General features: G+C 59.7%; 16 protein-coding genes. 7 read left to right on the top strand and 9 right to left on the bottom strand.

The window, feature by feature from the left end; genetic code table 11:
• Positions 1–3: 3 nt before the first annotated feature.
• Positions 4–4857 (bottom strand): RHS repeat-associated core domain-containing protein, encoded by a 4854-nt coding sequence (locus tag ACMXYJ_RS10940; RefSeq protein WP_415759817.1) that lies wholly within the window; start codon positions 4855–4857, stop codon positions 4–6.
• A gap of 263 nt (positions 4858–5120) precedes the next feature.
• On the opposite strand from ACMXYJ_RS10940, the gene ACMXYJ_RS10945 reads away from it, so the two are divergent.
• Complete coding sequence (locus tag ACMXYJ_RS10945; protein WP_415759818.1) at positions 5121–5816, top strand: HAD-IA family hydrolase; 696 nt, start codon at positions 5121–5123, stop codon at positions 5814–5816.
• Positions 5817–5885: 69 nt separating this feature from the next.
• On the opposite strand, the gene ACMXYJ_RS10950 is transcribed toward ACMXYJ_RS10945, so the two are convergent.
• On the bottom strand, positions 5886–6632 hold the full coding sequence (locus ACMXYJ_RS10950) for a 3-oxoacyl-ACP reductase family protein (protein ID WP_415759819.1): 747 nt from the start codon (positions 6630–6632) through the stop codon (positions 5886–5888).
• Positions 6633–6757: 125 nt separating this feature from the next.
• On the opposite strand from ACMXYJ_RS10950, the gene ACMXYJ_RS10955 reads away from it, so the two are divergent.
• Positions 6758–7681 (top strand): LysR family transcriptional regulator, encoded by a 924-nt coding sequence (locus ACMXYJ_RS10955; RefSeq protein ID WP_415759821.1) that lies wholly within the window; start codon positions 6758–6760, stop codon positions 7679–7681.
• 117 nt (positions 7682–7798) lie between these two features.
• Here ACMXYJ_RS10955 and ACMXYJ_RS10960 read toward each other — a convergent pair whose 3' ends face one another.
• From ACMXYJ_RS10960 to ACMXYJ_RS10970, 3 genes are all read right to left on the bottom strand, one after another.
• Positions 7799–8527, bottom strand: a complete 729-nt coding sequence (locus ACMXYJ_RS10960; RefSeq protein ID WP_033055712.1) for an aspartate/glutamate racemase family protein — start codon at positions 8525–8527, stop codon at positions 7799–7801.
• A gap of 56 nt (positions 8528–8583) precedes the next feature.
• A complete protein-coding gene (locus tag ACMXYJ_RS10965; protein WP_415759822.1) occupies positions 8584–10125 on the bottom strand; it encodes an NCS1 family nucleobase:cation symporter-1 in 1542 nt (513 codons plus the stop codon).
• Between the two features lie 572 nt (positions 10126–10697).
• Positions 10698–11438: a phosphoadenylyl-sulfate reductase gene (locus ACMXYJ_RS10970; protein ID WP_008027340.1), complete on the bottom strand. Its 741-nt coding sequence runs from the start codon at positions 11436–11438 to the stop codon at positions 10698–10700.
• A gap of 173 nt (positions 11439–11611) precedes the next feature.
• Here ACMXYJ_RS10970 and thrH point away from each other — a divergent pair, with 173 nt between their 5' ends.
• Positions 11612–12229 (top strand): bifunctional phosphoserine phosphatase/homoserine phosphotransferase ThrH, encoded by a 618-nt coding sequence (thrH, locus tag ACMXYJ_RS10975; RefSeq protein WP_056744191.1) that lies wholly within the window; start codon positions 11612–11614, stop codon positions 12227–12229.
• Positions 12230–12328: 99 nt separating this feature from the next.
• On the opposite strand, the gene pabB is transcribed toward thrH, so the two are convergent.
• From pabB to ACMXYJ_RS10995, 4 genes are all read right to left on the bottom strand, one after another.
• Positions 12329–13666: an aminodeoxychorismate synthase component I gene (pabB, locus tag ACMXYJ_RS10980; protein WP_415759824.1), complete on the bottom strand. Its 1338-nt coding sequence runs from the start codon at positions 13664–13666 to the stop codon at positions 12329–12331.
• Positions 13667–13972: 306 nt separating this feature from the next.
• Positions 13973–14959 (bottom strand): alpha-L-glutamate ligase-like protein, encoded by a 987-nt coding sequence (locus tag ACMXYJ_RS10985; RefSeq protein ID WP_415759826.1) that lies wholly within the window; start codon positions 14957–14959, stop codon positions 13973–13975.
• A complete protein-coding gene (locus tag ACMXYJ_RS10990) occupies positions 14959–16494 on the bottom strand; it encodes an inactive transglutaminase family protein (protein ID WP_415759827.1) in 1536 nt (511 codons plus the stop codon). The genes ACMXYJ_RS10985 and ACMXYJ_RS10990 overlap by 1 nt, the downstream gene beginning before the upstream one ends.
• 5 nt (positions 16495–16499) lie before the next feature.
• Positions 16500–17036, bottom strand: coding sequence for an ATP-dependent zinc protease family protein (locus ACMXYJ_RS10995; RefSeq protein WP_415759829.1), 537 nt, complete (start codon positions 17034–17036; stop codon positions 16500–16502).
• 302 nt (positions 17037–17338) lie between these two features.
• On the opposite strand from ACMXYJ_RS10995, the gene ACMXYJ_RS11000 reads away from it, so the two are divergent.
• The 4 genes from ACMXYJ_RS11000 to acnD all read left to right on the top strand — a co-directional run bounded on the left by ACMXYJ_RS11000 (position 17339) and on the right by acnD (position 23033).
• Positions 17339–18058, top strand: coding sequence for a GntR family transcriptional regulator (locus ACMXYJ_RS11000; RefSeq protein WP_415760708.1), 720 nt, complete (start codon positions 17339–17341; stop codon positions 18056–18058).
• Complete coding sequence (gene prpB / locus ACMXYJ_RS11005) at positions 18055–18945, top strand: methylisocitrate lyase (protein ID WP_010456549.1); 891 nt, start codon at positions 18055–18057, stop codon at positions 18943–18945. Before ACMXYJ_RS11000 ends, prpB begins: the two co-directional genes overlap by 4 nt.
• A 167-nt stretch (positions 18946–19112) precedes the next feature.
• Entirely contained in the window at positions 19113–20240 is a 1128-nt protein-coding gene (gene prpC, locus ACMXYJ_RS11010; protein ID WP_095128807.1) for a bifunctional 2-methylcitrate synthase/citrate synthase, read from the top strand.
• Positions 20241–20441: 201 nt separating this feature from the next.
• Positions 20442–23033, top strand: coding sequence for a Fe/S-dependent 2-methylisocitrate dehydratase AcnD (gene acnD, locus ACMXYJ_RS11015; protein WP_415759830.1), 2592 nt, complete (start codon positions 20442–20444; stop codon positions 23031–23033).
• The last annotated feature ends 24 nt before the right edge of the window (positions 23034–23057 follow it).

Raw genomic sequence — 23057 nt, forward strand, 5'->3', positions numbered from 1 at the left:
GTTCTATTTCCTGTTCGGATTTAAGGTGGTGTGACCAGATGGGCGACCATTAGCACCAATAGGGGTTACGCCTAAAATATCTTCTCTTTTGACTCCGCCTTGAATTGCTAACTCTCGCTCGCTACCAAACTTATATTTTTTCCCAAGCTCCGAAGTCAGATCTCGCCCTGGGATCATCCGTATGGTGTACAAAAAACCGCTTCTCATGTTGAATTTTGTTGCGAAATCGATTCCAACCTCTCTAACTGGGGTAGTGCTTACAAAATTGCTTGGAGGCTTGTTGCTATCTAGGGAATGGAGCAGCAAGTCATTGCTGTCGCCCTTGGTTTTAAATCCTTGTTCAAATATCTCATCTGGGTGACGACCGTCTCCACGATATAAATACAATTCCTCTGGGTATGATGGGAGTTGAGCTTCCCCCTCATCAACCTTAATACTCCCCGCCGGATCCACATCCCCAAATGCCGGCCGCTTACACCCATCCCCACCCGGACACTCACTCAACCCCAGCGGATCAACCCACCCCGTCGGGTTCCGCGTGTACTGATACCCGTTTAACCCTCCCGCCAACTTGCTCGGATCCGGCGTCAAATACCGTCCAACATCCGGATTGTAGTAGCGATGCCGGTTGTAATGCAGGCCCGTCTCCGCATCGAAATACTGCCCCTGAAACCTCAACGGCTGATCAAGCACCTGATGGGTATCGCGGTTGAGGCGAGTCAGGCGGCCATAGGCGGTGTATCGGGCGGCCCAGATGATGTCGCCGCTGTAGTCGGTGAGTTCTTGCGGTGTGCCGAGGTGGTCGAGTTGGTAGTAGAACGGGCAGGCCTGGCGTGGGCCTTTGCCGTCGAGCATGGCCAACGGGCGGAAGCTGCCGGGTTCGTATACGTAGCTGCGGTAGTGCTCGCGGCTGCTTTCGGCGATGAGGTGGTCGCCTTGCCAGAAGAACTCGGTGGTTTTGCCGTCGACGGTTTTGGCGATGCGGCGGCCGAAGGCGTCGTAGCGGTAGGTCGCCTGGCTGCCGTTAGGCAGGGTGACGCCGATCAGCCGATGTTGGCAGTCGTAGCGGTATTCGGTGATCAGTTTTTGCGCGGTGCCGCGGCGCTCACGGATGAGGTTGCCGAAGGCGTCGTAGTCGTAATGGCGGTCGCCTTGGATGAGCAGGCGGTTGCCTTTGACGTTGGCTGGGCCGGGGCGGTCCTGCATCAGCAGGTTGCCCGCCGGGTCGTGGGCGAAGCTTTCCGGTTGTTGATCACGGGAGTGGCGGACGGGGATCAGGCGGTTGAGCGGGTCGTATTGGTAGCTGCGTTGGCCGTGTCGCGTGTCGGCAATGTAGTCGAGGTTACCGTTGGCGCTGTAGGCATAGTCGCGACGATACAGCTGACTGACAGCGTGGGCCTTCAATCGGCCCTGATCGTCGTAGGCATATTCGCTGAGCAATTGCCCCTGCTGGCGCTGCTGTTCGCGGCCGAAGGCAAACTGGTGGGTCGTGAGCCGCGCGCCGTTGAGGTCGATCGCCGTCAGCGCCCCGCCCTTGGCGTGGTGGTAATCGAGTTTGCTGCCGTCCGGCAGGCGCAGGCGATTGAGCTGGCCGCAAGCGTCGTAGCCATAACGCAACGTGCCCCAACCCTGATGCTCGGTGATCAGCCGATCCTGCGGGTCGTATTCGAACTCCAGCGGATGATCGTGGCCGTCGTCGACGCCGATCAGTCGGCCGAGGCTGTCATAGCGGTATTCAACCTTGATGCCGTCGGGCAGGGTTTTGACCCGCAACCGCCCGGCCGAGTCCCGCTTATAAGCCGTTACCAACCGCGAGCCATCTTCGCCGAACTCGGTTTTCTCCAGCAGCTGGCCGTTGAGGTCGTAGGCGTACGCCGTGCGTTGACCGTCGAATCCGGTTTCCTGTCGGATCAAGCCATTGGGCGTGTAGTCCAGGAGATATGTTTCGCCGGATTCGTTTTCGATCTCGGTAAGAAGCAGCTGCGCGTTGTCGTAGCGGTACTTCAGCTGGGTGCCGTCGGGGTTGAGGCGGCGGCTGACCAGATGCAGGTCGTCGATGTATTCGTAACGGGTGACGCGACCCAGTTCATCGCGTTCGGCGGTGATCTTGCCGTAGGCGTTGTAGCTGAAGGCGCGGCTGGCGCCGGTAGGCAGCGTGGTCTGGATCAGTCGGCCAACGGCATCCCAGTGGTACTGGGTGACGGCGCCGTGTTCGTCCTGACGGGTAATCTGCCGCCCCAACGCATCGTAGGAAAACCGCCGCTGACCGCCGTCCGGCAAGGTCTCTTCGAGCAGTTGCCCCAAGGCGTTCCAGACGAACACATGCCGGCTGGTGTCCGGGTAGCGGATCGACAGCAGTTGCCCTTTGTCGTCGTAGTAATAGTGGCTGACCTGACCGTCGGGGTCGGTCGCTTCGGTGATGTCGCCTTGCGCATTGCGCTGATATTTCCACACCGCTTTGCCGCGATACCGCGCGTGCAGGAAACCGTTGCGATACTCGTAGGCTGTCGGCTCGTCTTCCGGCAGAATCAGCGCGATCAGCCGTCCGACTTCGTCGTAACGGTATTCGGTGACGGCGCCAAGCGGATCCTGCTCGGCAATCAGCTGACCGTTGTCGTCGTAAGCCTTGAGGTGTTCGCCGCCGTCCAGCTCGACCTTGCGCACCAGTCGCGCCCGGTCGTCGTGCTCGTAAATCTCTTCGCTACCGTCAGTGTTCTTAACCAGCACACTGCCGTTGTCGTCCCAGCTATAACGCGTGTCCATCTGCGTAAACGACGCCCAATGCCGCACGCACCGGGCCGCTTTACCGGCACGCTCCCACTCCCAGTAGAAACTTGCTCCGCCGGCGAGTTGCCGCTGCAGAATCACGTGCTGATCGTCGTAGTCGTAACGTTCGCTTTCGCCAGCGGCATTGGTGGCTTCGATCAAGCGATGACGAGCGTCGTAACGGTAGGCAACCAGTGTTTGCTCGGTACGCCAGGCGTCTTCCAGGGTGTCGGCCGGCTGAAAACGCTGATAGTCGACGGCGACCATGTACCGGCGGTCATAGCGCAAAAGAAGGGAACGCCCTGCGCCGTTATCGAGGCGTTTGATCCTGTTAGACGTGTCCCGCTGTACCGTCAGCCGATTGCCATAGGCATCGCTGATTGCTGTCAGACGTCCTGCACGAAAGTGGAAAAACCGCGCTTTTTCGCCAGCCAGGGCGAGGATCAGTTCTTCGGGTCCATCGCCCAGATAAATCGCTGCCCGCGACAGGCTGTTGTGAATTGTCGGGCGCTCTATATTCGGTAACGGAAAGGTCGTACGACGGTTTTCATGGTCGATCCAGATGACGTGATCGCCATCGATTTCCAGGTGATGGGCGAGTGAGTGACTCCAACCAAATCCGAGCCCGCAATCGATCTCCACCGCACTGGTGCGATAGAGCCGGGTGAAGTCGAACGGCAAAATCCCGTCAAGTGAACCATCGGTCAGCGTGAGCAGTTCTTCGCCTGTGACCATCGACACCGGACAGCCATGGGTACAGGTCAACGGTCCGCAATCGGCGCTGTCGCCATTGGGGTTTTTCGCCTGATCCGGGGCATCGTCGCGATGTTCCTGCCTGCCAATCCTGGTCATGGCTTCAGACTTGTCGCGAGCAATGGCCACCGGATTCTTCACCAACAAAACCGGCGCAACCCCCGCGGTGATTTGCAACGACACGGCGGGAGCAGGATTGATCGGTGCATTCCGGGCATTGACCATCAGCGGTTTGAGCGCGCCAGCGTGGGCTGTCAGGTCGGACCTGGCGGTGAGCTCAGCCAATCGCAAACTGGCGGCCGCCAGCCATTGTCGGGTCTGTGGGGACTTGATCCCGGACAGCACCTTCTCACTCAGGCGCAACTCCAGTCCTGCAGGACCGGTGAGGCACATGAGCAGGAAACTGATCAATATCTCTGTACGAATTTCCGCCACGACTTCGGCGATGTACTGCGGCGGCAGCATCCTCAGCCAAGTGGTGAACGCCGCGAGATGAATGAACATCAACGGCTCGTCGCTCAGCATCAGCAACACCTTGGCGATGGACTCCGCCGAGGCGTTCAGCAGCGTTTCAATCTCGGTTTGGGTCAGGTATTCAAGGAGTTTTTCGCTGTTGGCCTGAAGGTCCGCGATCAGGGCGTAAATCTGTTTTACGTCATCCCACAAACTGTTCAGCGAGTTCTCGAAACCGCGCCAATCGGCCTGTTGCAGCATGCCATAGCGCTTGATGAAACCGGCCTGGGAGAACCCGGCCCACGCTGGCTCGAACTCAGTCGTCCACTCATTGCGCAACCAGCGTTCCAGTTCGCCGATGACGCCCTGATAGGAGGCATAAAGTGCTTTGACGTGATCAGCGGATACCTCGGGAAAGAAGGTGATGCGATAACGCTGGCCGCGCTGGCAATCGGGGATTTCCAGGATGCCAGTGGGGCCGATCTCGTGGTAGATCGGCTCGCCAAACGTCTGCTCGCCCGCCACCTCGGAAAGCAAAGGTTCAAGCATCACCGGCGTATTGCCGATCGGCACGAAACGCGCTGCCTCAAACATATGCACCAAAGTCAACGGACCGCTGGTCTGGCACGCGGCGACTGTCGCACTGACAGGCGTAGTCGAATGCTTCGGTGCGTTTAGACGGACTTCATTGCCGACCTTGAATACTTGCTCGACATCCAGGGCCTTGCCGGTCCAGAAACTTTCAGCCCAGGCGTCGTAATCATTGAGGCAGAGCCGAAAGTCATCGAGCAGCGCTTCGACATCCGGGTGCTCAGGGTCCATGGCGGCGACCACCAGCAGCCCGATGGTGTTGTTCAAGGCCAGGAGGTTGTCAGGTATGAACATTCGCAGTCCCTCGCGCGGATCAATTCAGAGCGCGAGACTTTGCGGGGGATCGGCGGGGAAAGAAGTCGGGAAAGTAAGTGTTTGGTGTAGGGGAAATCGCTAAATGACGGAGAGCACTTCGGCGCAGGTTTTAGTACCGCTCAGGCATTGCCCGTTGCCCTATGCCCGCCGCGCTCGCTATGCTGCTGAATCCTTTAATCGATCGCGGACCCGGCCGTACCTGAGCCGCCTCTGGGATGTCATTAGAAAACGGATCAGATGCGATGAATGCACCGCTGAATGAATTCGGCCCGATCAAGGCCGTGATTTTCGATATGGACGGCTTGTTGCTGGACACCGAGGGCATTTACACCGAGGTCACGTCCATGATTGCTGCGCGTTACGGTCGAGTCTTCGACTGGAGCGTCAAACAGAACATCATCGGCCGTGGTGCAGGTGATCTGGCGCGTTATGTGGTCAAGGCGCTGGACCTGCCGATTACCGCCGAAGAGTTCCTGGTGATCCGCGAACCGCTGATGCGCGAGCGTTTTCCTACAGCGCTGGCGATGCCTGGCGCACAGGAGCTGGTTCGGCATCTGAAGGCCAACAACATTCCGATCGCGGTGGGCACCAGCTCTTCGCGTCAGTCGTTCGGCCAGAAAACCACCTTGCACCGCGATTGGTTCGCGCTGTTCGATTTCATCGTGACGGCTGACGATCCGGAGGTCGGCGCGGCCAAACCGGCGCCGGACATCTTCCTCACGGCGGCGCGGCGCCTGGGTGTCGCGCCTGAGGATTGCCTGGTGTTCGAGGATTCGCCGTTCGGTGTCACGGCGGCGAAAGCGGCGGGGATGACCGCGATTGCGATCCCGGATGCGGCGATGGCTGACGAAAAGTACGCACACGCCGATGGCATTCTTCGTACGCTGAAAGCGTTCAAACCGAGCGCTTGCGGTTTGCCAGCGCTCGAATGGGCTTAACGCGGCGTACATGAAAACGCCGGCAACCTGATCAGGGTTGCCGGCGTTTTTTATGCGTGATTCAGAACATCAGGCGCCGAAACCACCGTCGATGGTCAGGCTGGCACCGGTGATGTAGCCGGCTTCCGGCCCCACGAGGTAAGCGACGAAGCTGGCGATTTCTTCCGCTTTGCCGTAGCGACCCACCGCCATCAACGGGATCAGGCTTTCGGCGAAGTCGCCACTGGCCGGGTTCATGTCAGTGTCGACCGGGCCCGGTTGCACGTTGTTGATGGTGATGCCACGCGGGCCGAGGTCGCGCGCCAGGCCTTTGGTCAGGCCGACCAGCGCCGACTTGCTCATGGCGTACGGGCCACCACCGGCGAAGGGCATGCGGTCGGCGTTGGTGCTGCCGATGTTGATGATGCGACCGCCTTCCGTCATGTGTTTGGCAGCGGCCTGGGTGGCGATGAATACGCTGCGCACGTTGATCGCGAGGGTCTGGTCGAAGTCTTCGAGTTTGAAATCTTCCAGCGGTGCAACGGCCAGCACGCCTGCGTTGTTGACCAGAATGTCCAGGCGACCAAAGGCTTTTACGGTGGCGGTCACGGCGTTGCGGATGGCCTCGGCGTCGGCGCTGTCAGCCTTGATCGCGAGGGCTTTGCCGCCGTTACCGGTGATGCTGTTTTGCAATTCTTCGGCTTTGGCCGTGGAGCTGACGTAGGTGAAGGCCACTGTCGCGCCTTCAGCGGCCAGGCGTTTGACAATGGCGGCGCCGATACCGCGGGATCCGCCTTGAATCAAAACCACTTTGCCGCTGAGGTTCTGAGTAGTCATATCGATCTCCAAAGTCCCGAGGCGAGATGTCTCGGTTGATGGAGCCTAGTATCGATTCAGGATTACCGGCTGAGTAGACGGTAATTGCGATAGTCTGTGTAAACCAAAAGTTTATAGTGGCGCTTATGGAAACCTTCAGCAGTATCGAATGCTTCGTGCGCAGTGCCGAGGTCGGCAGCTTCGCCGAAGCCGCGCGCCGTCTGAGTCTGACCCCGGCGGCGGTGGGCAAGAGTGTTGCCAAACTTGAGGCGCGACTGGGTGTGCGGCTGTTTCAGCGCAGCACTCGCAGCCTGACGCTCACTGAAGCGGGTCATCGGTTTCTCGGCGAAGTGAGTTCCAGTCTTCACACGATCCAGAATGCTGTGGCCAATCTGGCCAGCGCCGAGGGTCTACCCGCGGGGACGTTGAAGGTCAGCATGGGCACGGTGTTCGGGCGGTTGTACATCGTGCCGTTGCTCGGGGAGTTTCTGCGGCGCTTTCCGGCGATCAACCCGGACTGGCATTTCGATAACCGTCAGGTCGATCTGATCGCTCAGGGTTTCGATGCGGCGATTGGTGGGGGATTCGAGCTGCCGCAGGGGGTGGTGGCGCGCAAGCTGACGCCGGCCCATCGGGTGTTGGTCGCGTCAGCCGACTATCTTGCAGGGCGTGAGGTGATTGCCGAGCCCGATGATCTGAAGCATCACGATGGCATCCTGATTCGATCGCCGCAGACGGGCCGTGTGCGTTCCTGGCAATTGACCAGTCGCGCCCAGCAACACAGCTCGCTGACGCTCAAGGCGCGGATGACCATGAGTGATTCGGAGGCGGCCTGCGCCACGGCCGCCCAAGGGTTGGGCATTGCGCTGGTGAGCATGCCGTTTGCCGTGGGCTATCTGGAGGCCGGGACCTTGCAGCGGGTGCTGCCGGACTGGTTTGTCGACGATGGCAACATTTCGATTTATTACGCAGAGCACAAACTGCTGCCCGGTAAGACCCGGGCGTTTGTGGATTTCATCATTGAGCAGTTTGCGGAGCAGGGGTTGGGGCAGCGGTTTAGTGCTCTTTGAGTCTGGCTGGAGACCGAGGCGTGGCCATCGCGAGCAGGCTCGCTCCCACATTGGATTTTGTGAACGACACAGACCCATTGTGGGAGCGAGCTTGCTCGCGATTAACGATGACGCGCTCTACCTGCCGAAACGCCCGGGCCAGCCAATAATTTTCTTCGGCCGCGGGGTCGCATAAGTCCGCACTTTGGACGTCGACAAGCCCAACCGCACCAACGACTCGGCAATCGTCACCGCCGCCGTCACACCATCCACCACCGGCACGCCAGTGCGCCGGCGAATCTGTTCATCCAGCCCGGCCATGCCGCCGCAGCCCAGGCAAATTACCTCGGCCTTGTCTTCCAGCACGGCCAATTCCGCCTGGCGAATAATTGCCTCCAGCGCACGCTCAGGATCGGATTCCAGTTCCAGCACCGCCAAACCACTGGCCCGCACCGACGCGCAGCGGTCCCAGAGTCCGGACAGTTTGAGGCGATCCTCGATCAGCGGCACGGTGCGGTCCAGCGTGGTGACCACCGAGTAGGCATGGCCGAGGAACATGGCGGTGCTGGCCGCCGCATCGGTGATGTCCACCACCGGCACGTTGAGCAACTCCTGCAAACCTTCGCGGCCGTGTTCGCCGTAACCGGCCTGGATCACGGCGTCGAAGGGTTGGTCGTAAGCCATCACCCGATCCATCACCGCGATGGCGGCCAGATAGCTTTCGAAATTGCCTTCAATGGAGTCAGCACCGAAGTAGGGCGTCAGGCCGATGATTTCCGTGCCCGGCGCGGCCACGGACTGAGCCGAACGTGCGATGGCCTGGGTGATGGATTCGGTGGTGTTGACGTTGACCACGAGAATTCGCATGTGAAGTCCTTATAGCGGGTGGTTCTGCGGCCCGAGGGTGCTGGGCCGCCAAGGGATTAATGGCTGACGTTATCGACGGCGATGGCTTCACCGCTGACGTCTGCGTAATGGGGCTGCCGTTTGGCGATGATCAGGTAGAGCATCCCGGCAATCCCGGCCCCAATCAGCCAGGAGAAGGGCGATACGCTGTCGAAGCCCGGTACCAGCGCCAGGACGATGGCGATCAGTGCGGCAGGAATGAACGCCGCGACGGCGCGTAAATTGACTCCGCGGCTGTAGTAATAAGCGCCGTTAGGATCTTCGCTGTACAACTGCGGCACGTTGACCTGACCTTTTCGTACGAGCCAGTAGTCGACCATGATCACGCCGTACAACGGGCCGAGCAGGGCGCCGAGGCCGGACAGGAAATACACGATCACCAGCGGGCTGTTGTAGAGGTTCCACGGCAGGATCAGTACTGCAATGGTCGCGCTGATCAGGCCGGCGCGGCGGAACGTCAGGTATTTGGGCGCCAGGTTGCTCAGCACGAAGGCCGGGGCGACGAAGTTGGCCATGATGTTCACCGCCACGGTGACGATCAGGAACGCCAGGCAGCCGAGCACCAGAAAGAAGGTGTTGGGAATCGAGGCGATGATCTCGGTCGGGCTTTCGATGATCCGGCCATTGATCTGAAATTGCGCGCCGCAGAGCAGGACGGTGATGCTGGCGAACACCAGAATATTCACCGGCAGGCCCCAGAAATTGCCGACCTTGATGGTCTTGCGGCACGGTGACGAGCGAGCGAAGTCGCAGAAGTTGAGGATCAGCGTGCCGTAGATCGACAGCCACAACGCACCGCCGGCAAAGATGTTGCGCCACATCTCGCCGCCGGTCAGCGGTTCGCGGATCGACCAGGCGATGGTCGCGTTGGCCTGAAAGTACATCCACCCGGCGAGGGCGGCGACGGTCAGCAGAATCACCGGCCCAGCGAACGCCTCGTAGCGCCGCACCATCTCCATGCCGTAGGCGAGAATCGCCAGTTGCACGAACCAGATCGCCACGAAGCACACCCAGCCCAGGCTCGATAGGCCGAGGATCGAATTGTGGTCGTAGTCGGCGAAGCCCGGATGAACCGCTGTCAGCAGTACCCGAAAGACCACCGAGGCGAGGTAGGTCTGAATCCCGAACCAGGCGATGGCGATAACGGCACGGATCAATGCAGGAATCTGCGCCCCGTGAATGCCGAAACTGATCCGGCTGATGACAGGAAACGGCACGCCGGTCTTCTGCCCCATGTAACCGGAGAGGTTCATGAAGCTATACACCAACGCCGCGCCGATCCCCAGGGACAGCAGGATTTGCCAGCCGCCCAGTCCGAGGGCATACAGCCCGATGGCGAATGAATAATTGGCGATGTTGTGAACGTCGTTTGTCCACAGGGCAAAGATGCTGTAGCGGCCCCAGCGTCGACCTTCGGCCTTGGTCGGCGCCAGGTCCTTGTTGTGCAGGCGAGGGCTGAGTACGACAGGTTCTTGAAACGTTTGGTCGTGAGGGGTTGAAGTCGGTGGGAAGGAGGGCAGATCCAGCGCGATGTTGTTATTGGAGAGGCTAGTACGCATTCCGGCAGGCTCCGAGCTTGGCGTCGCGATGACTGTGCATGAGCGTTGGCTCGACAAATCTTCGTCGCGGGCAGTCAGCATCATTGGTTACGGGGCATCTGCAGCCTGTACGGGATAGGGCGCTTCAGGCTTGCGGATCTAAAGTGTGTTTATGTTTTGATGTGATTGTATACAAAACATGTATGCACTTAAGCCAGATCCATGCCAGTCAGCGATCTATGAAATCTGACGCTAATTTCGTTTCGTTATCGATAAGTGATAAGTGACTGAAATAAAGGCGATAAAAATTGACTGTTTGAACAGGTATTTATTTTTCAGCGGGATTTGCAGAAAACGTCGACTGAGGAAGTCAGGGCAGGGGCGTGTAACTTTTTGGGGCGCTAAAATAAAAAGTGCACACACAAATGGCACCTATGGTGACATTCGTGTGTACACATTTTTGGAGCCGATCATTGAACCTGTGGGAGCGGGCTTGCTCGCGAAGAGGCCTTCACATTCGACATCTATGCTGAATGTCAGTCCGCTTTCGCGAGCAAGCCCGCTCCCACATTTGGATCTCACAAGGCGGGACGTTATGCCTTGGATTTGCTGATGATGTTGCCCGCATGCAGACCGCATTCTTTCTGCGTCGCTTCTTCCCACCACCAACGACCTTCGCGCTCGTGCTGGTTCGGCAACACCGGACGGGTGCAGGGCTCGCAGCCGATGCTGATGAACCCGCGTTCGTGCAGGCTGTTGTACGGCAGCTCCAGCATGCGGATGTAACCCCAGATCTCTTCGCTGGTCATTTGCGCCAGCGGGTTGAACTTGTACAGGGTGCGTTCCGGGGTGGAGAACGCGGTGTCGATTTCCAGCACGGCGACGGCGCTGCGGGTGCCGGGGCTCTGGTCCCGACGCTGGCCGGTGGCCCAGGCGGTGACGCCGGACAACTTGCGGCGCAGTGGCTCGATCTTGCGGATGCCGCAGCATTCGCCATGGCCGTCCTTGTAGAAACTGAACAGGCCTTTTTCCTTCACGAAAGGTTCGAGCTTGGTGTAGTCCGGCGACACCAGTTCGATGTCGATCTTGTAGTGCTCGCGCACCTGATCGATGAAGCGGTAGGTCTCGGGGTGCAAGCGGCCAGTGTCGAGGCTGAACACTTTGACGTTCTTGTTCAGCTTCCAGGCCATGTCCACCAGCACCACGTCTTCGGCGCCGCTGAAAGATATCCACAGGTCATCGCCAAACTCGGCGAACGCGAGTTTCAGGATGTCCTGGGCGGATTTGTTGGCATAGGTCGTGGCGAGTTCCACGACGTCGAACGTTGGGCTCATCAGGGCGGCTTCCTACAGGTCGGTGGCGCTGGGCGCTCTATATAGGCCAGATGGTAACAAAATCCTGCAGCGACTGGCGCGCCCTATGCGTTGCACCGGTCAGCCTGAATCGCTAGAGTTCGGCAGTCTTTTGGCTCGCTCGACTCAATAATCAATACAAATGGGAGTGTCTTGTGGAAATTGCCTGTCTGGATCTTGAAGGTGTACTGGTTCCGGAAATCTGGATCGCCTTCGCCGAAAAAACCGGGATCGAATCCCTCAGGGCTACCACCCGGGACATCCCCGACTACGACGTGCTGATGAAGCAGCGTCTGCGGATTCTCGACGAGCACGGCTTGAAACTCACTGACATCCAGGAAGTGATCGCCACGCTCAAGCCGCTGGACGGTGCCATCGAGTTCGTCAACTGGCTGCGTGAGCGCTTTCAGGTGGTGATTCTGTCGGACACGTTCTACGAGTTCTCCCAGCCGCTGATGCGTCAACTGGGTTTCCCGACCTTGCTCTGCCATCGTCTGATTACTGACGATTCCGGGCGGGTGACGAGCTATCAATTGCGTCAGAAAGATCCCAAGCGCCAGTCGGTTTTGGCCTTCAAGAGCCTTTACTATCGGGTGATCGCGGCGGGGGATTCCTACAACGACACCACGATGCTGGGCGAGGCGGATGCGGGGATTCTGTTCCATGCGCCAGACAATGTGATTCGCGAGTTTCCGCAGTTCCCGGCGGTGCACAGCTTTGAAGAGCTGAAGCAGGAATTCATCAAGGCTTCGAATCGGGCGTTGAGTTTGTAGTCGTCTGGGAGGACGTCATCGCGAGCAAGCTCGCTCCCACAGGGTTCGGTGATCGCCTGTGGGAGCGAGCTTGCTCCGGGCGGCGTTCCGACGATGCTTTTAAAGGTTCTGCAAGGTATCGAGCAACACCTTCACCTTGGTAATCGATTCCTGATACTCGGACTGCCACTCGGAATCTGCGACGATCCCGCCACCGCCCCAGCAACACACCTGCCCATCCTTGACCAGCAAACTGCGAATCGCGATGGAGCTGTCCATCTCGCCGCGCACATCCAGATACAGCAAAGACCCGCAGTACAACCCGCGACGCGTCGGCTCCAGTTCGTCGATGATCTGCATCGCGCGAATTTTCGGCGCACCGGTAATCGAGCCGCCAGGGAAGCTGCCGGCGATCAGGTCCAGCGCGTCCCGGTCATCCGCCAGTTCTCCAGTGACGCTGCTCACCAGGTGATGCACGTTCGGATAGCTTTCCAGGCTGAACAACTCCGGCACTCGCACCGAGCCGATACGACAAGTGCGGCCGAGGTCATTGCGCAGCAAGTCGACGATCATCAGGTTTTCTGCGCGGTCCTTGGGGCTGGCCAGCAGTTCGGCGGCGTTTGCCGCATCTTCGGCAGCGGTCAGTCCGCGAGGGCGGGTGCCTTTGATCGGGCGGGTTTCCACATGGCGTTCGCTGACTTTGACGAAACGTTCTGGCGACAGGCTCAATACCGCGCCGCCGTCGGGCAGGCTCTGAAAACCGGAAAACGGCGTCGGGCACGCCGCTCGCAGCGCGCAATACGCGGCCCAAGGATCGCCCTGGCACTGAGCGCGGAAACGCTGGGCGAAATTGACCTGGTAACAGTCGCCGGCCTGGATGTACTGCTGAATGCGTTCGAGCGCGTGGCGATATTCGTCAGTGCTCAGGTCGGCCTTCATCGGGGCTTTCAATGTGAAAGGTTCGACCACTTCAACCGAAGGCTCACTGAACAGTGAGATCAGGCGCTGACGTTCGCTATCGATCAGCGACGGGTGGAAGACCAACTGACTTGTACTCAGTTGGTGATCGGTAATCAGCGCCCAGTCATACAACCCGAAACGTGCGTCGGGCAGTTGCAGATCGTCCTGCGCCTGACTGGGCAGGTTTTCCAGATGCCGACCGAAGTCGTAGCTGAGGTAGCCGATTAAGCCTCCCGCGAAGGGCAGGTCAACAGATACCGTCGCTTCACCGAGTCGTGTCAGATTGTCGCGAAGGCGTTGCAGGAAATCGCTGCCACTTTCGGCAGGCAATACTGCTATTTGCTCCAGTGGCCAGGCACTGAGCAAGTCGTAGCGACCGCGATCGGCGGTTGGTCGACCACTGTCGAGCAGCACGGCACCGGGGGCATGACGAATCGCCGCAAAGTACTCGGCGGGGTTGGCGCAATAGGGGAGCGGGTGTACGGAACAGGTCAACATGGGCGGGGCAGATCAGCCATCGAGGCGGGGTGGCGATTGTAGTCTTCTCGGGGAATTGCTCCTAGAGGGGATGTCGGGGATTGGCAGGTTGGTGGAGGTTCAGGATTCGTGTCGGATTCAAAAGCCACCCCTCACCCCAGCCCTCTCCCCAGTGGGGAGAGGGGGAAAGGGAGCAGATTGGGGGCTTTTCAAAACCTGAGTTCGGCTCGGGCTTTCAGGTCGACGCAGCTCCAAGAACACCTCGGTCAGTCCCCTCTACCTCTGGGCGGTCCGGCGTTTCGGGAGGGTTAGGGTGAGGGGTGGATTTCAGCCTTCAACCGCAGGAATATGCCCAAACATTTCCTGAACAAACTCAACCCGTTCCTGCACCGTCTCAACAACCCCGCGAGCCTTCAACTCTTCCAGTCGCGCCTCGACCGCATGGGTGCGCAACGTCAGCCCGCAATCATTGGCAATCTGAATGTTCAGCCCTGGCCGGGCATTGAGCTCAAGAATCAGCGGACCTTTCTCCTGGTCCAGCACCATGTCGACACCGATGTAACCCAGTCCGCACAGCTCATAGCAGCCCGCGGCAAGTTTCATGAAACCGTCCCAGTAGGGCAGTTGCACGCCATCGACCGCGTTGGTGGTGTCCGGGTGTTTGTTGATGATGTTGTTCAGCCAGGTGCCACGCAGTGTCAGGCCAGTGGCGAGGTCGACACCAACGCCGATAGCCCCCTGGTGCAGGTTGGCCTTGCCGCCGGACTGACGGGTTGGCAGCCGCAGCATGGCCATCACCGGATAGCCCATCAGCACGATGATCCGAATGTCCGGCACGCCTTCGTAGCTGATGCTCTTGAAGATCTGGTCCGGGGTCACGCGGTACTCGATCAGCGCCCGATCCCGGTGACCGCCCAATGAGTAGAGGCCGGTCAGGATGCTGGAGATATGGTGCTCGAGTTCCTCATGGTCGACGATCTTGCCGGACACTGTGCGATAGCGCCCCTCGAACCGGTCGGCCACCACAATGATGCCGTCACCGCCCGCACCCTGGGCCGGTTTGATCACGAAATCGTTGCGCCCGCCGATGATGTCGTTGAGGTTGTCGATTTCTTTCTCGGTGGAAATCACGCCATACAGTTCCGGCACATGAATGCCGGCGGCGATGGCGCGTTCCTTGGTGATGATTTTGTCATCCACAATCGGGTACAGACTGCGCTTGTTGTACTTGAGCACGTAGTCCGCGTTACGCCGATTGATCCCCATGATGCCCCGGGCTTCCAGGGCCTTCCAGGTCTTCCAGAAGCCGAACATCAGGCGTCAGCCTTCTTCAGGAAAGCCTTGAAACGCACCAGTTCGGTCAGGCGGTAGCCGCGATAACGACCCATCGCCAGCATGAAGCCCACCAGGATCAACAGGATCGCGGGGAAGGTGAACACGAAGTAAACCAGTTCCGGAACGCTCATGATCAGGTGCGCCAGCGACGCGGCGAACAGCGTACCGATCGCCACTTTCATAGCGTGGCCCGAACCGCGTTCTTCCCACGTAATCGACAGGCGTTCGATGGTCATGGTCAGAATCACCATCGGGAACAGCGCCACCGACAGCCCGCGTTCCAGGCCGAGTTTATGGCTGAGCAGGCTGATCGCCGCGATCAGCACCACTACGAAGGTCAGCACCACCGACAGCCTCGGCAGCATTTGCAGCTTCAAGTGTTCAAGGTAGGAGCGCAGCGACAGGCCCAGCGCCGTGATGATCGTAAACAGCACAATACCGAAGCCGAGCTGGGTTTCCCGGAACGCCAGCGCGATCAGCACCGGCGTAAAGGTGCCGAGGGTCTGAATGCCGATCAGGTTGCGCAGGATCAGGATCACCAGCACACCGATCGGGATCATCACCATGATCATGAACGTCTGCTGGGTTTGCAGCGGCAGGCCGTACAGCGAGTATTCGAGGAAGTTGGCGTCGGTGTTTTCGTCGGTCAGCTTGGCCAGGCGAATCGCGTTCATTTCGCTGTTGTTCAGGCTGAAAGTCACGTTGGCCTTCTTGCCGCCATCGACGGTGATCAGGTTTTCGTCGCCGGTCCACCACAGCAGGCGGTCGGTCGGCAGGCCCTGTTCACCGGTTTCCGGGTTGAAGTACAGCCAGTCGGTGCCGTTGAAACTGCGCAGCCACAGTTCCGGCATTTGCGGCTGGTCGGCCACCAGACGAATGGTGTGGACCTTTTCCACCGGCACGTGCGCGATGGACAGCACCAATTCGACGATTTTCGCCTTGTGCCCGGGGGACGGATCGCCGCCCAGCAACAGTTTCACGTTGTCGTCGTTAAGATTGTTGACACGCTTGATGGCTTCGCCGATGAAGGTTTCGACGTCGGCCGAGTGCTGACGAATCGGCGCGAGCAGGGCTTCGGCGGCGACTTTTTCTGCGCCTTCGACGGCGATGCTGTCGCGGAAGGTAGGGCCTTTGATCTTGGATTTTTCACCGGTGTAGCGCTTGGTCAGCACCAGGCGGTAATAAAGGGTCTGATTGCCCTTGGCCCGACGTGCCGACCAGGTGACTTTGCGGTTGCCGTCGACACGGTTCACGGCCACGCCGTAGTTATTGGAGATGAAGCTCTCGTTGAGGCTGACGTAATCGCGGCTCAGCGGCGGCACGAACATCTGGATCTTGACCGGGTCCTTGGTACTGGCGACGAACTCGACTTTGGCGTCGATGTTCCACAAGTCGTCGGTGGCGTCTTCGGTCACGGGGATGCCGAGCACGAAGATCTGATAGGCCGTGACTGAAATACCCAGCACCACCAGGATGGCGATCAGGAATTTCAGGTGAAGGGTAAGAGAGCGCATTGGAATTACTCTGCGGTATGAACGTCGGTGGCGCAGGCGGGTTTGCCAGCAGCGTATTTAAGACTGGGGTCGACCAGCGCATCGAAGCGTTTCAGCGCTTCGGAGCCGATCAGGAGCGGATATTGGAAGGCGCTACGGTCGGTCAAGTTCACTTCGATGCTGCGTAAAGCCGAACCCATGCAGATATTCAGCTCGATCACCGGACGGGCGGTGTACTTCTTGCCTTCTTCCGGGTCGTAGTCGCCGGCCCGGCGCTTGATCTTGCTGACGCGGGCCAGTGGCCGTTCGATCGGGTGCGAGTGCGCAGCGTCGATCGCCAGATAGAAGCGCACCCAGGATTCGCCATTGCGTTTGAAGCGTTTGATGTCACGGGCGCTCAGGGACGCGGTTTTCGCCCCGGTGTCGAGTTTGGCGGCGACTTCCAGGTCGATGCCGTCCAGGGCGGCGTACTCGTTGAGGCCGTAAACAGTCTTTTCCCCCGCCGCGGCGAAACCGGGCAGGCAAAGAAGATAAAGGAAGGTGGGGAAGGGCTTGAGTCTCATAAATCCTGGTGCGCAGCGGTCCGTACTTCGATTCAAGGCCCTGGCATCGCTGCGCAAGCTCCCTCGTATGCCTATCAACTGTTTATGACAAGCAGTGCAGATGTCACAAACAAATGCGGCCGGCATTCTAGCACGGTGGTTTTATGGCGCCACCGCCGGGAGGCGGCTATAAACAGAAGGGCTGCGTCGTTCTGGTGCAGTCGGTTATTAGATGATTGTCGACAATACCTAATTATCCTTTGACTAAAAGGTCTGTATTCGCTAGTTTTTGCGGCATCAGCTTTCAAGGTGTCGACAATATGCTGGATCAACTCGATCCCCCGGTCATTGCCCAAGACGATTCGGAGACACTGTCCGAGAACGTCTTCCGGCGCATTCAGGCGGCCATCGTCAAGGGCGAGATCGCCCCGGGCAGCAAGATCTCCGAGCCGGAACTGGCGCGCACCTATGGCATCAGCCGCGGGCCGTTGCGTGAGGCGATCCACCGTCTGGAAGGCCAGCGCCTGCTGGTTCGCGTGCCGCACGTCGGGGCGCGGGTGGTTTCGTTGAGCCACGCCGAGCTGCTGGAACTCTACGAAATCCGCGAATCCCTCGAAGGCATGGCTTGCCGTCTGGCGGCCGAGCGCATGACCCTCGAAGAAATCGACGAACTGCGCCGGGTCCTCGAAACCCATGAGCGCGATGCGGCGTTTCAGGCCGGTGTCGGCTACTACCAGCAGGAAGGCGATTTCGACTTCCATTACCGAATCATCCAGGGCAGCGGCAACCGCACCCTGACGCAGATGCTTTGCGGCGAGCTCTATCAACTGGTGCGCATGTACCGCATCCAGTTTTCCACCACGCCCAATCGTCCGCGTCAGGCCTTTGCCGAGCACCACCGAATTCTCGACGCCATCGCCGACCGTGACGGTGAGCTAGCCGAGTTGTTGATGCGCCGTCATATCGGCGCCTCCAAACGCAATATCGCCCGTCACTACCAGGACGGCGCTAACCAGACAGTCACTGAACGAGGTGAGTCATGAGTTCCAACAAGAGCACTCCAGGCCAGCGTTTCCGCGATGCGGTCGCCAGCGAACATCCGCTGCAAGTGGTCGGCGCGATCAACGCCAATCACGCGCTGCTGGCCAAGCGCGCCGGTTTCAAGGCTATTTATCTGTCGGGTGGCGGGGTGGCTGCAGGCTCCCTCGGCGTGCCGGACCTGGGCATCACCGGCCTGGACGACGTGCTGACCGACGTGCGTCGCATCACTGACGTCTGCGACCTGCCGCTGCTGGTGGACGTGGACACCGGTTTCGGTTCCTCGGCGTTCAACGTCGCGCGCACCGTCAAGTCGATGATCAAGTTCGGCGCGGCGGCGATTCACATCGAGGATCAGGTCGGCGCCAAGCGTTGCGGTCACCGTCCTAATAAAGAGATCGTGTCCCTGCAGGAAATGGTCGACCGCATCAAGGCTGCTGTTGATGCGCGCACCGATGACAGCTTCGTGATCATGGCCCGTACCGACGCCCTCGCGGTGGAAGGTCTGGAATCTGCACTGGATCGTGCCGCGGCGTGCATCGAGGCTGGCGCCGACATGATTTTCCCGGAAGCCATCACCGAACTGGACATGTACAAGCTGTTCGCCAACCGCGTGAAAGCGCCGATCCTGGCCAACATCACCGAATTCGGCGCGACGCCGCTGTACACCACCGAGCAGCTTGCCGCTGCTGATGTGTCGCTGGTGTTGTATCCGCTGTCGGCGTTCCGCGCGATGAACAAAGCCGCGGAAAACGTCTACACCGCGATCCGCCGCGACGGCACGCAACAGAACGTCATCGACACCATGCAGACCCGCATGGAGCTTTACGATCGCATCGACTACCACACCTTCGAGCAGAAGCTCGATGCGTTGTTCGCTGCTAAAAAATGAAGATCAAGAGATCGCAGCCTCGTTTCACTCGACAGCTCCTACAGGGTTGTTGTCGAACGCGGTCGATGTAGGAGCTGCCGAAGGCTGCGATCTTTTCGGCAACACTCAAAAGACCTGATGAATCACAACTTGCCGATTCCCTAACAAATTCAAGATTGGAGACAGCAATGGCCGAAGCAAAAGTACTCAGTGGCGCCGGGCTCCGTGGCCAGGTTGCCGGGCAAACCGCACTGTCCACCGTGGGCCAGTCGGGCGCAGGTCTGACCTATCGTGGCTACGACGTTCGCGAACTGGCGGCTGACGCACAATTCGAAGAAGTGGCCTACCTGCTGCTTTACGGCGAACTGCCGACCAAAACCCAACTCGCCGCTTACATCAGCAAACTGAGCAAGCTGCGCGACCTGCCGCAAGCACTGAAAGAAGTGCTGGAACGCATCCCCGCCGACGCCCACCCGATGGACGTGATGCGCACCGGTTGCTCGTTCCTGGGCAACATCGAGCCGGAGAAAGACTTCTCCGAACAACACGACGTGACCGACCGTTTGCTCGCCGCGTTCCCGGCGATCATGTGCTACTGGTATCGCTTCAGCCATGACGGCAAACGCATCAGCTGCGTGAGCGACGAACAATCCATCGGCGGCCACTTCCTGCACCTGCTGCACGACAAGAAGCCGAGCGAGTTGCACGTCAAAGTGATGAACGTTTCGCTGATCCTCTACGCGGAACACGAGTTCAATGCCTCGACGTTCACCGCACGGGTTTGCGCCTCGACCCTGTCGGACATGTATTCCTGCGTCACGGCGGCCATTGGCTCGCTGCGCGGTCCGCTGCATGGCGGCGCCAACGAAGCGGCGATGGAAATGATCGAGCGCTTCAGCTCGCCGGAAGAGGCGATCAAAGGCACTCTCGGCATGCTCGAGCGCAAGGACAAGATCATGGGCTTCGGCCACGCGATCTATAAGGACAACGATCCGCGCAACGAGGTGATCAAGGGCTGGTCGAAAAAACTCGCTGACGAAGTGGGCGACACCGTGTTGTTCCCGGTTTCCGAAGCCATCGACAAGACCATGTGGGAACAGAAGAAGCTGTTTCCGAACGCCGACTTCTACCATGCGTCGACGTACCACTTCATGGGCATCCCGACCAAATTGTTCACACCGATCTTCGTCTGCTCGCGCCTGACCGGCTGGGCGGCGCACGTGTTCGAACAACGTGCCAACAACCGCATCATCCGCCCGAGCGCCGAATACGTCGGCGTCGAACAGCGCAAGTTCGTGCCAATCGAACAACGCTGAATGGTGAGCTGACCCGGAGCAGGAAAACACCGCTAAGCCCTTGTGGGAGTGAGCCTGCTCGCGATGACGGACTGACATTCAACATTGATGTCGACTGATGTATCGCTATCGCGAGCAGGCTCGCTCCCACAGTGGAAGGTGTGAGCTTCGAATCCGGTGCCAGGCCCCACCTTTTGAAACTACCGTGACCGAGTCCTGACGATGAACACTGAATTCCGTAAACCGCTGCCCGGCAGCCATCTGGATTACTTCGACGTCCGCGCGGCTGTCGAGGCCATCCAGCCCGGCGCCTACGACACTCTGCCGTACACCTCCCGCGTGCTGGCGGAAAACCTGGTGCGTCGCTGCGACCCGGCCACGCTCACAGAATCCCTGAAGCAATTCATCGAGCGCAAACGCGACCTCGACTTCCCATGGTTCCCGGCTCGTGTGGTGTGCCACGACATTCTCGGCCAGACCGCGCTGGTCGACCTCGCCGGCCTGCGTGACGCCATCGCCCTGCAAGGTGGCGACCCGGCGCAAGTGAACCCGGTGGTGCCGACCCAATTGATTGTCGACCACTCCCTGGCCGTCGAGCGCGGTGGTTTCGATCCGGAAGCGTTCGAGAAGAACCGCGCCATCGAAGACCGTCGCAACGAAGACCGTTTCCACTTCATCAACTGGACCAAAAAGGCCTTCAAGAACGTTGATGTGATTCCGCCGGGCAACGGGATCATGCACCAGATCAACCTGGAGAAAATGTCTCCGGTGATCCAGGTGCGCGACGGCGTGGCGTTCCCCGATACTTGCGTGGGCACCGACAGTCACACCCCGCACGTCGATGCACTGGGCGTGATCGCCATCGGTGTCGGCGGTCTGGAAGCGGAAAGCGTAATGCTCGGCCGCGCGTCGTGGATGCGTCTGCCGGAAAGCGTTGGCGTTGAACTGACCGGCAAGCTGCAACCGGGCATCACCGCCACCGACATGGTGCTGGCGCTGACCGAGTTCCTGCGTCAGCAAAAAGTCGTCGGCGCGTGGCTGGAGTTCTTCGGCGAAGGCGCCTCTGCGCTGACCCTCGGCGACCGTGCGACCATTTCCAACATGGCCCCGGAATACGGCGCCACTGCTGCGATGTTCTACATCGACCAGCAGACCATCGATTACCTGAAACTCACCGGCCGTGAAGACGAGCAGGTGCAGTTGGTCGAGAGCTACGCCAAGACCACAGGCCTGTGGGCTGACAGCCTGAAAGGCGCGCAATACGAGCGCGGGTTGACCTTCAACCTGTCCTCGGTAGTGCGCAACATGGCCGGCCCGAGCAACCCGCACGCTCGCGTTGCGACCTCGGACCTCGCGGCTCAAGGCATCTCCGGTCAGTGGACCGAAGTGCCCGGCCAGATGCCGGATGGCGCAGTGATCATCGCCGCCATCACCAGTTGCACCAACACCAGCAACCCGCGCAACGTCATCGCCGCCGGCCTGCTGGCGCGCAATGCCAACAAACTCGGGTTGACCCGCAAGCCGTGGGTCAAATCGTCCCTGGCGCCGGGTTCGAAAACCGTGGCGCTGTACCTGGACGAAGCCGGCCTGACCACTGAGCTGGAACAACTCGGTTTCGGCATCGTCGCCTTCGCTTGCACAACGTGCAACGGCATGTCCGGTGCGTTGGACCCGGTGATCCAACAAGAGATCATTGACCGCGACCTGTACGCCACCGCTGTGCTGTCCGGCAACCGCAACTTCGACGGCCGGATTCACCCGTACGCCAAGAACGCGTTCCTCGCTTCGCCGCCATTGGTCGTGGCTTACGCCATCGCCGGGACCATCCGCTTCGACATCGAAAAAGATGTGCTGGGCGTGGTTGATGGCAAGGAAATCCGCCTGAAAGACATCTGGCCGAGCGACGAAGAAATCGACGCAGTGGTCAAGGCGTCGGTCAAGCCGGAGCAGTTCCGTCAGGTCTACATTCCGATGTTCGCCATCCACGAAGACACCGGCCCGAAAGTGACGCCGCTGTACGACTGGCGCGAGATGAGCACCTATATCCGCCGTCCGCCGTACTGGGAAGGCGCGCTGGCCGGGGCTCGTCCGCTCAAGGGCATGCGCCCGCTGGCGGTGCTGCCGGACAACATCACCACCGATCACCTGTCGCCGTCGAACGCGATCATGCTCGACAGCGCCGCCGGTGAATACCTGGCGAAAATGGGCTTGCCGGAAGAGGACTTCAACTCTTACGCGACCCACCGCGGTGACCACCTGACTGCGCAGCGCGCCACCTTCGCCAACCCGAAACTGTTCAATGAAATGGTTCAGGAAAACGGCAAGGTCAAACAGGGTTCGCTGACTCGCGTCGAGCCGGAAGGCCAAGTGATGCGCATGTGGGAAGCCATCGAAACCTACATGGAACGCAAGCAGCCGCTGATCATCATCGCTGGCGCCGACTACGGTCAGGGTTCGTCCCGCGACTGGGCAGCCAAAGGCGTGCGTCTGGCGGGTGTGGAAGCGATTGCAGCCGAAGGCTTCGAACGCATTCACCGCACCAATCTGGTGGGCATGGGCGTGTTGCCGCTGGAGTTCAAAACGGGCACCGACCGCCACACCCTGGCCATCGACGGCAGCGAAACCTACGACGTGATCGGTGAGCGTACTCCGCGTGCCGAGCTGACGCTGGTGATCAACCGCAAGAACGGCGAACGCGTCGAAGTGCCGGTGACCTGCCGCCTCGACACCGCCGAAGAAGTGTCGATCTACGAGGCGGGCGGCGTGTTGCAACGCTTCGCTCAGGACTTCCTTGAATCGGCAGTAGCCGTCTAAATCACGACGTGCGGACACGGGATG

The organism is Pseudomonas arabinosi, from assembly GCF_047758675.1.
GTDB lineage: Bacteria > Pseudomonadota > Gammaproteobacteria > Pseudomonadales > Pseudomonadaceae > Aquipseudomonas > Aquipseudomonas arabinosi.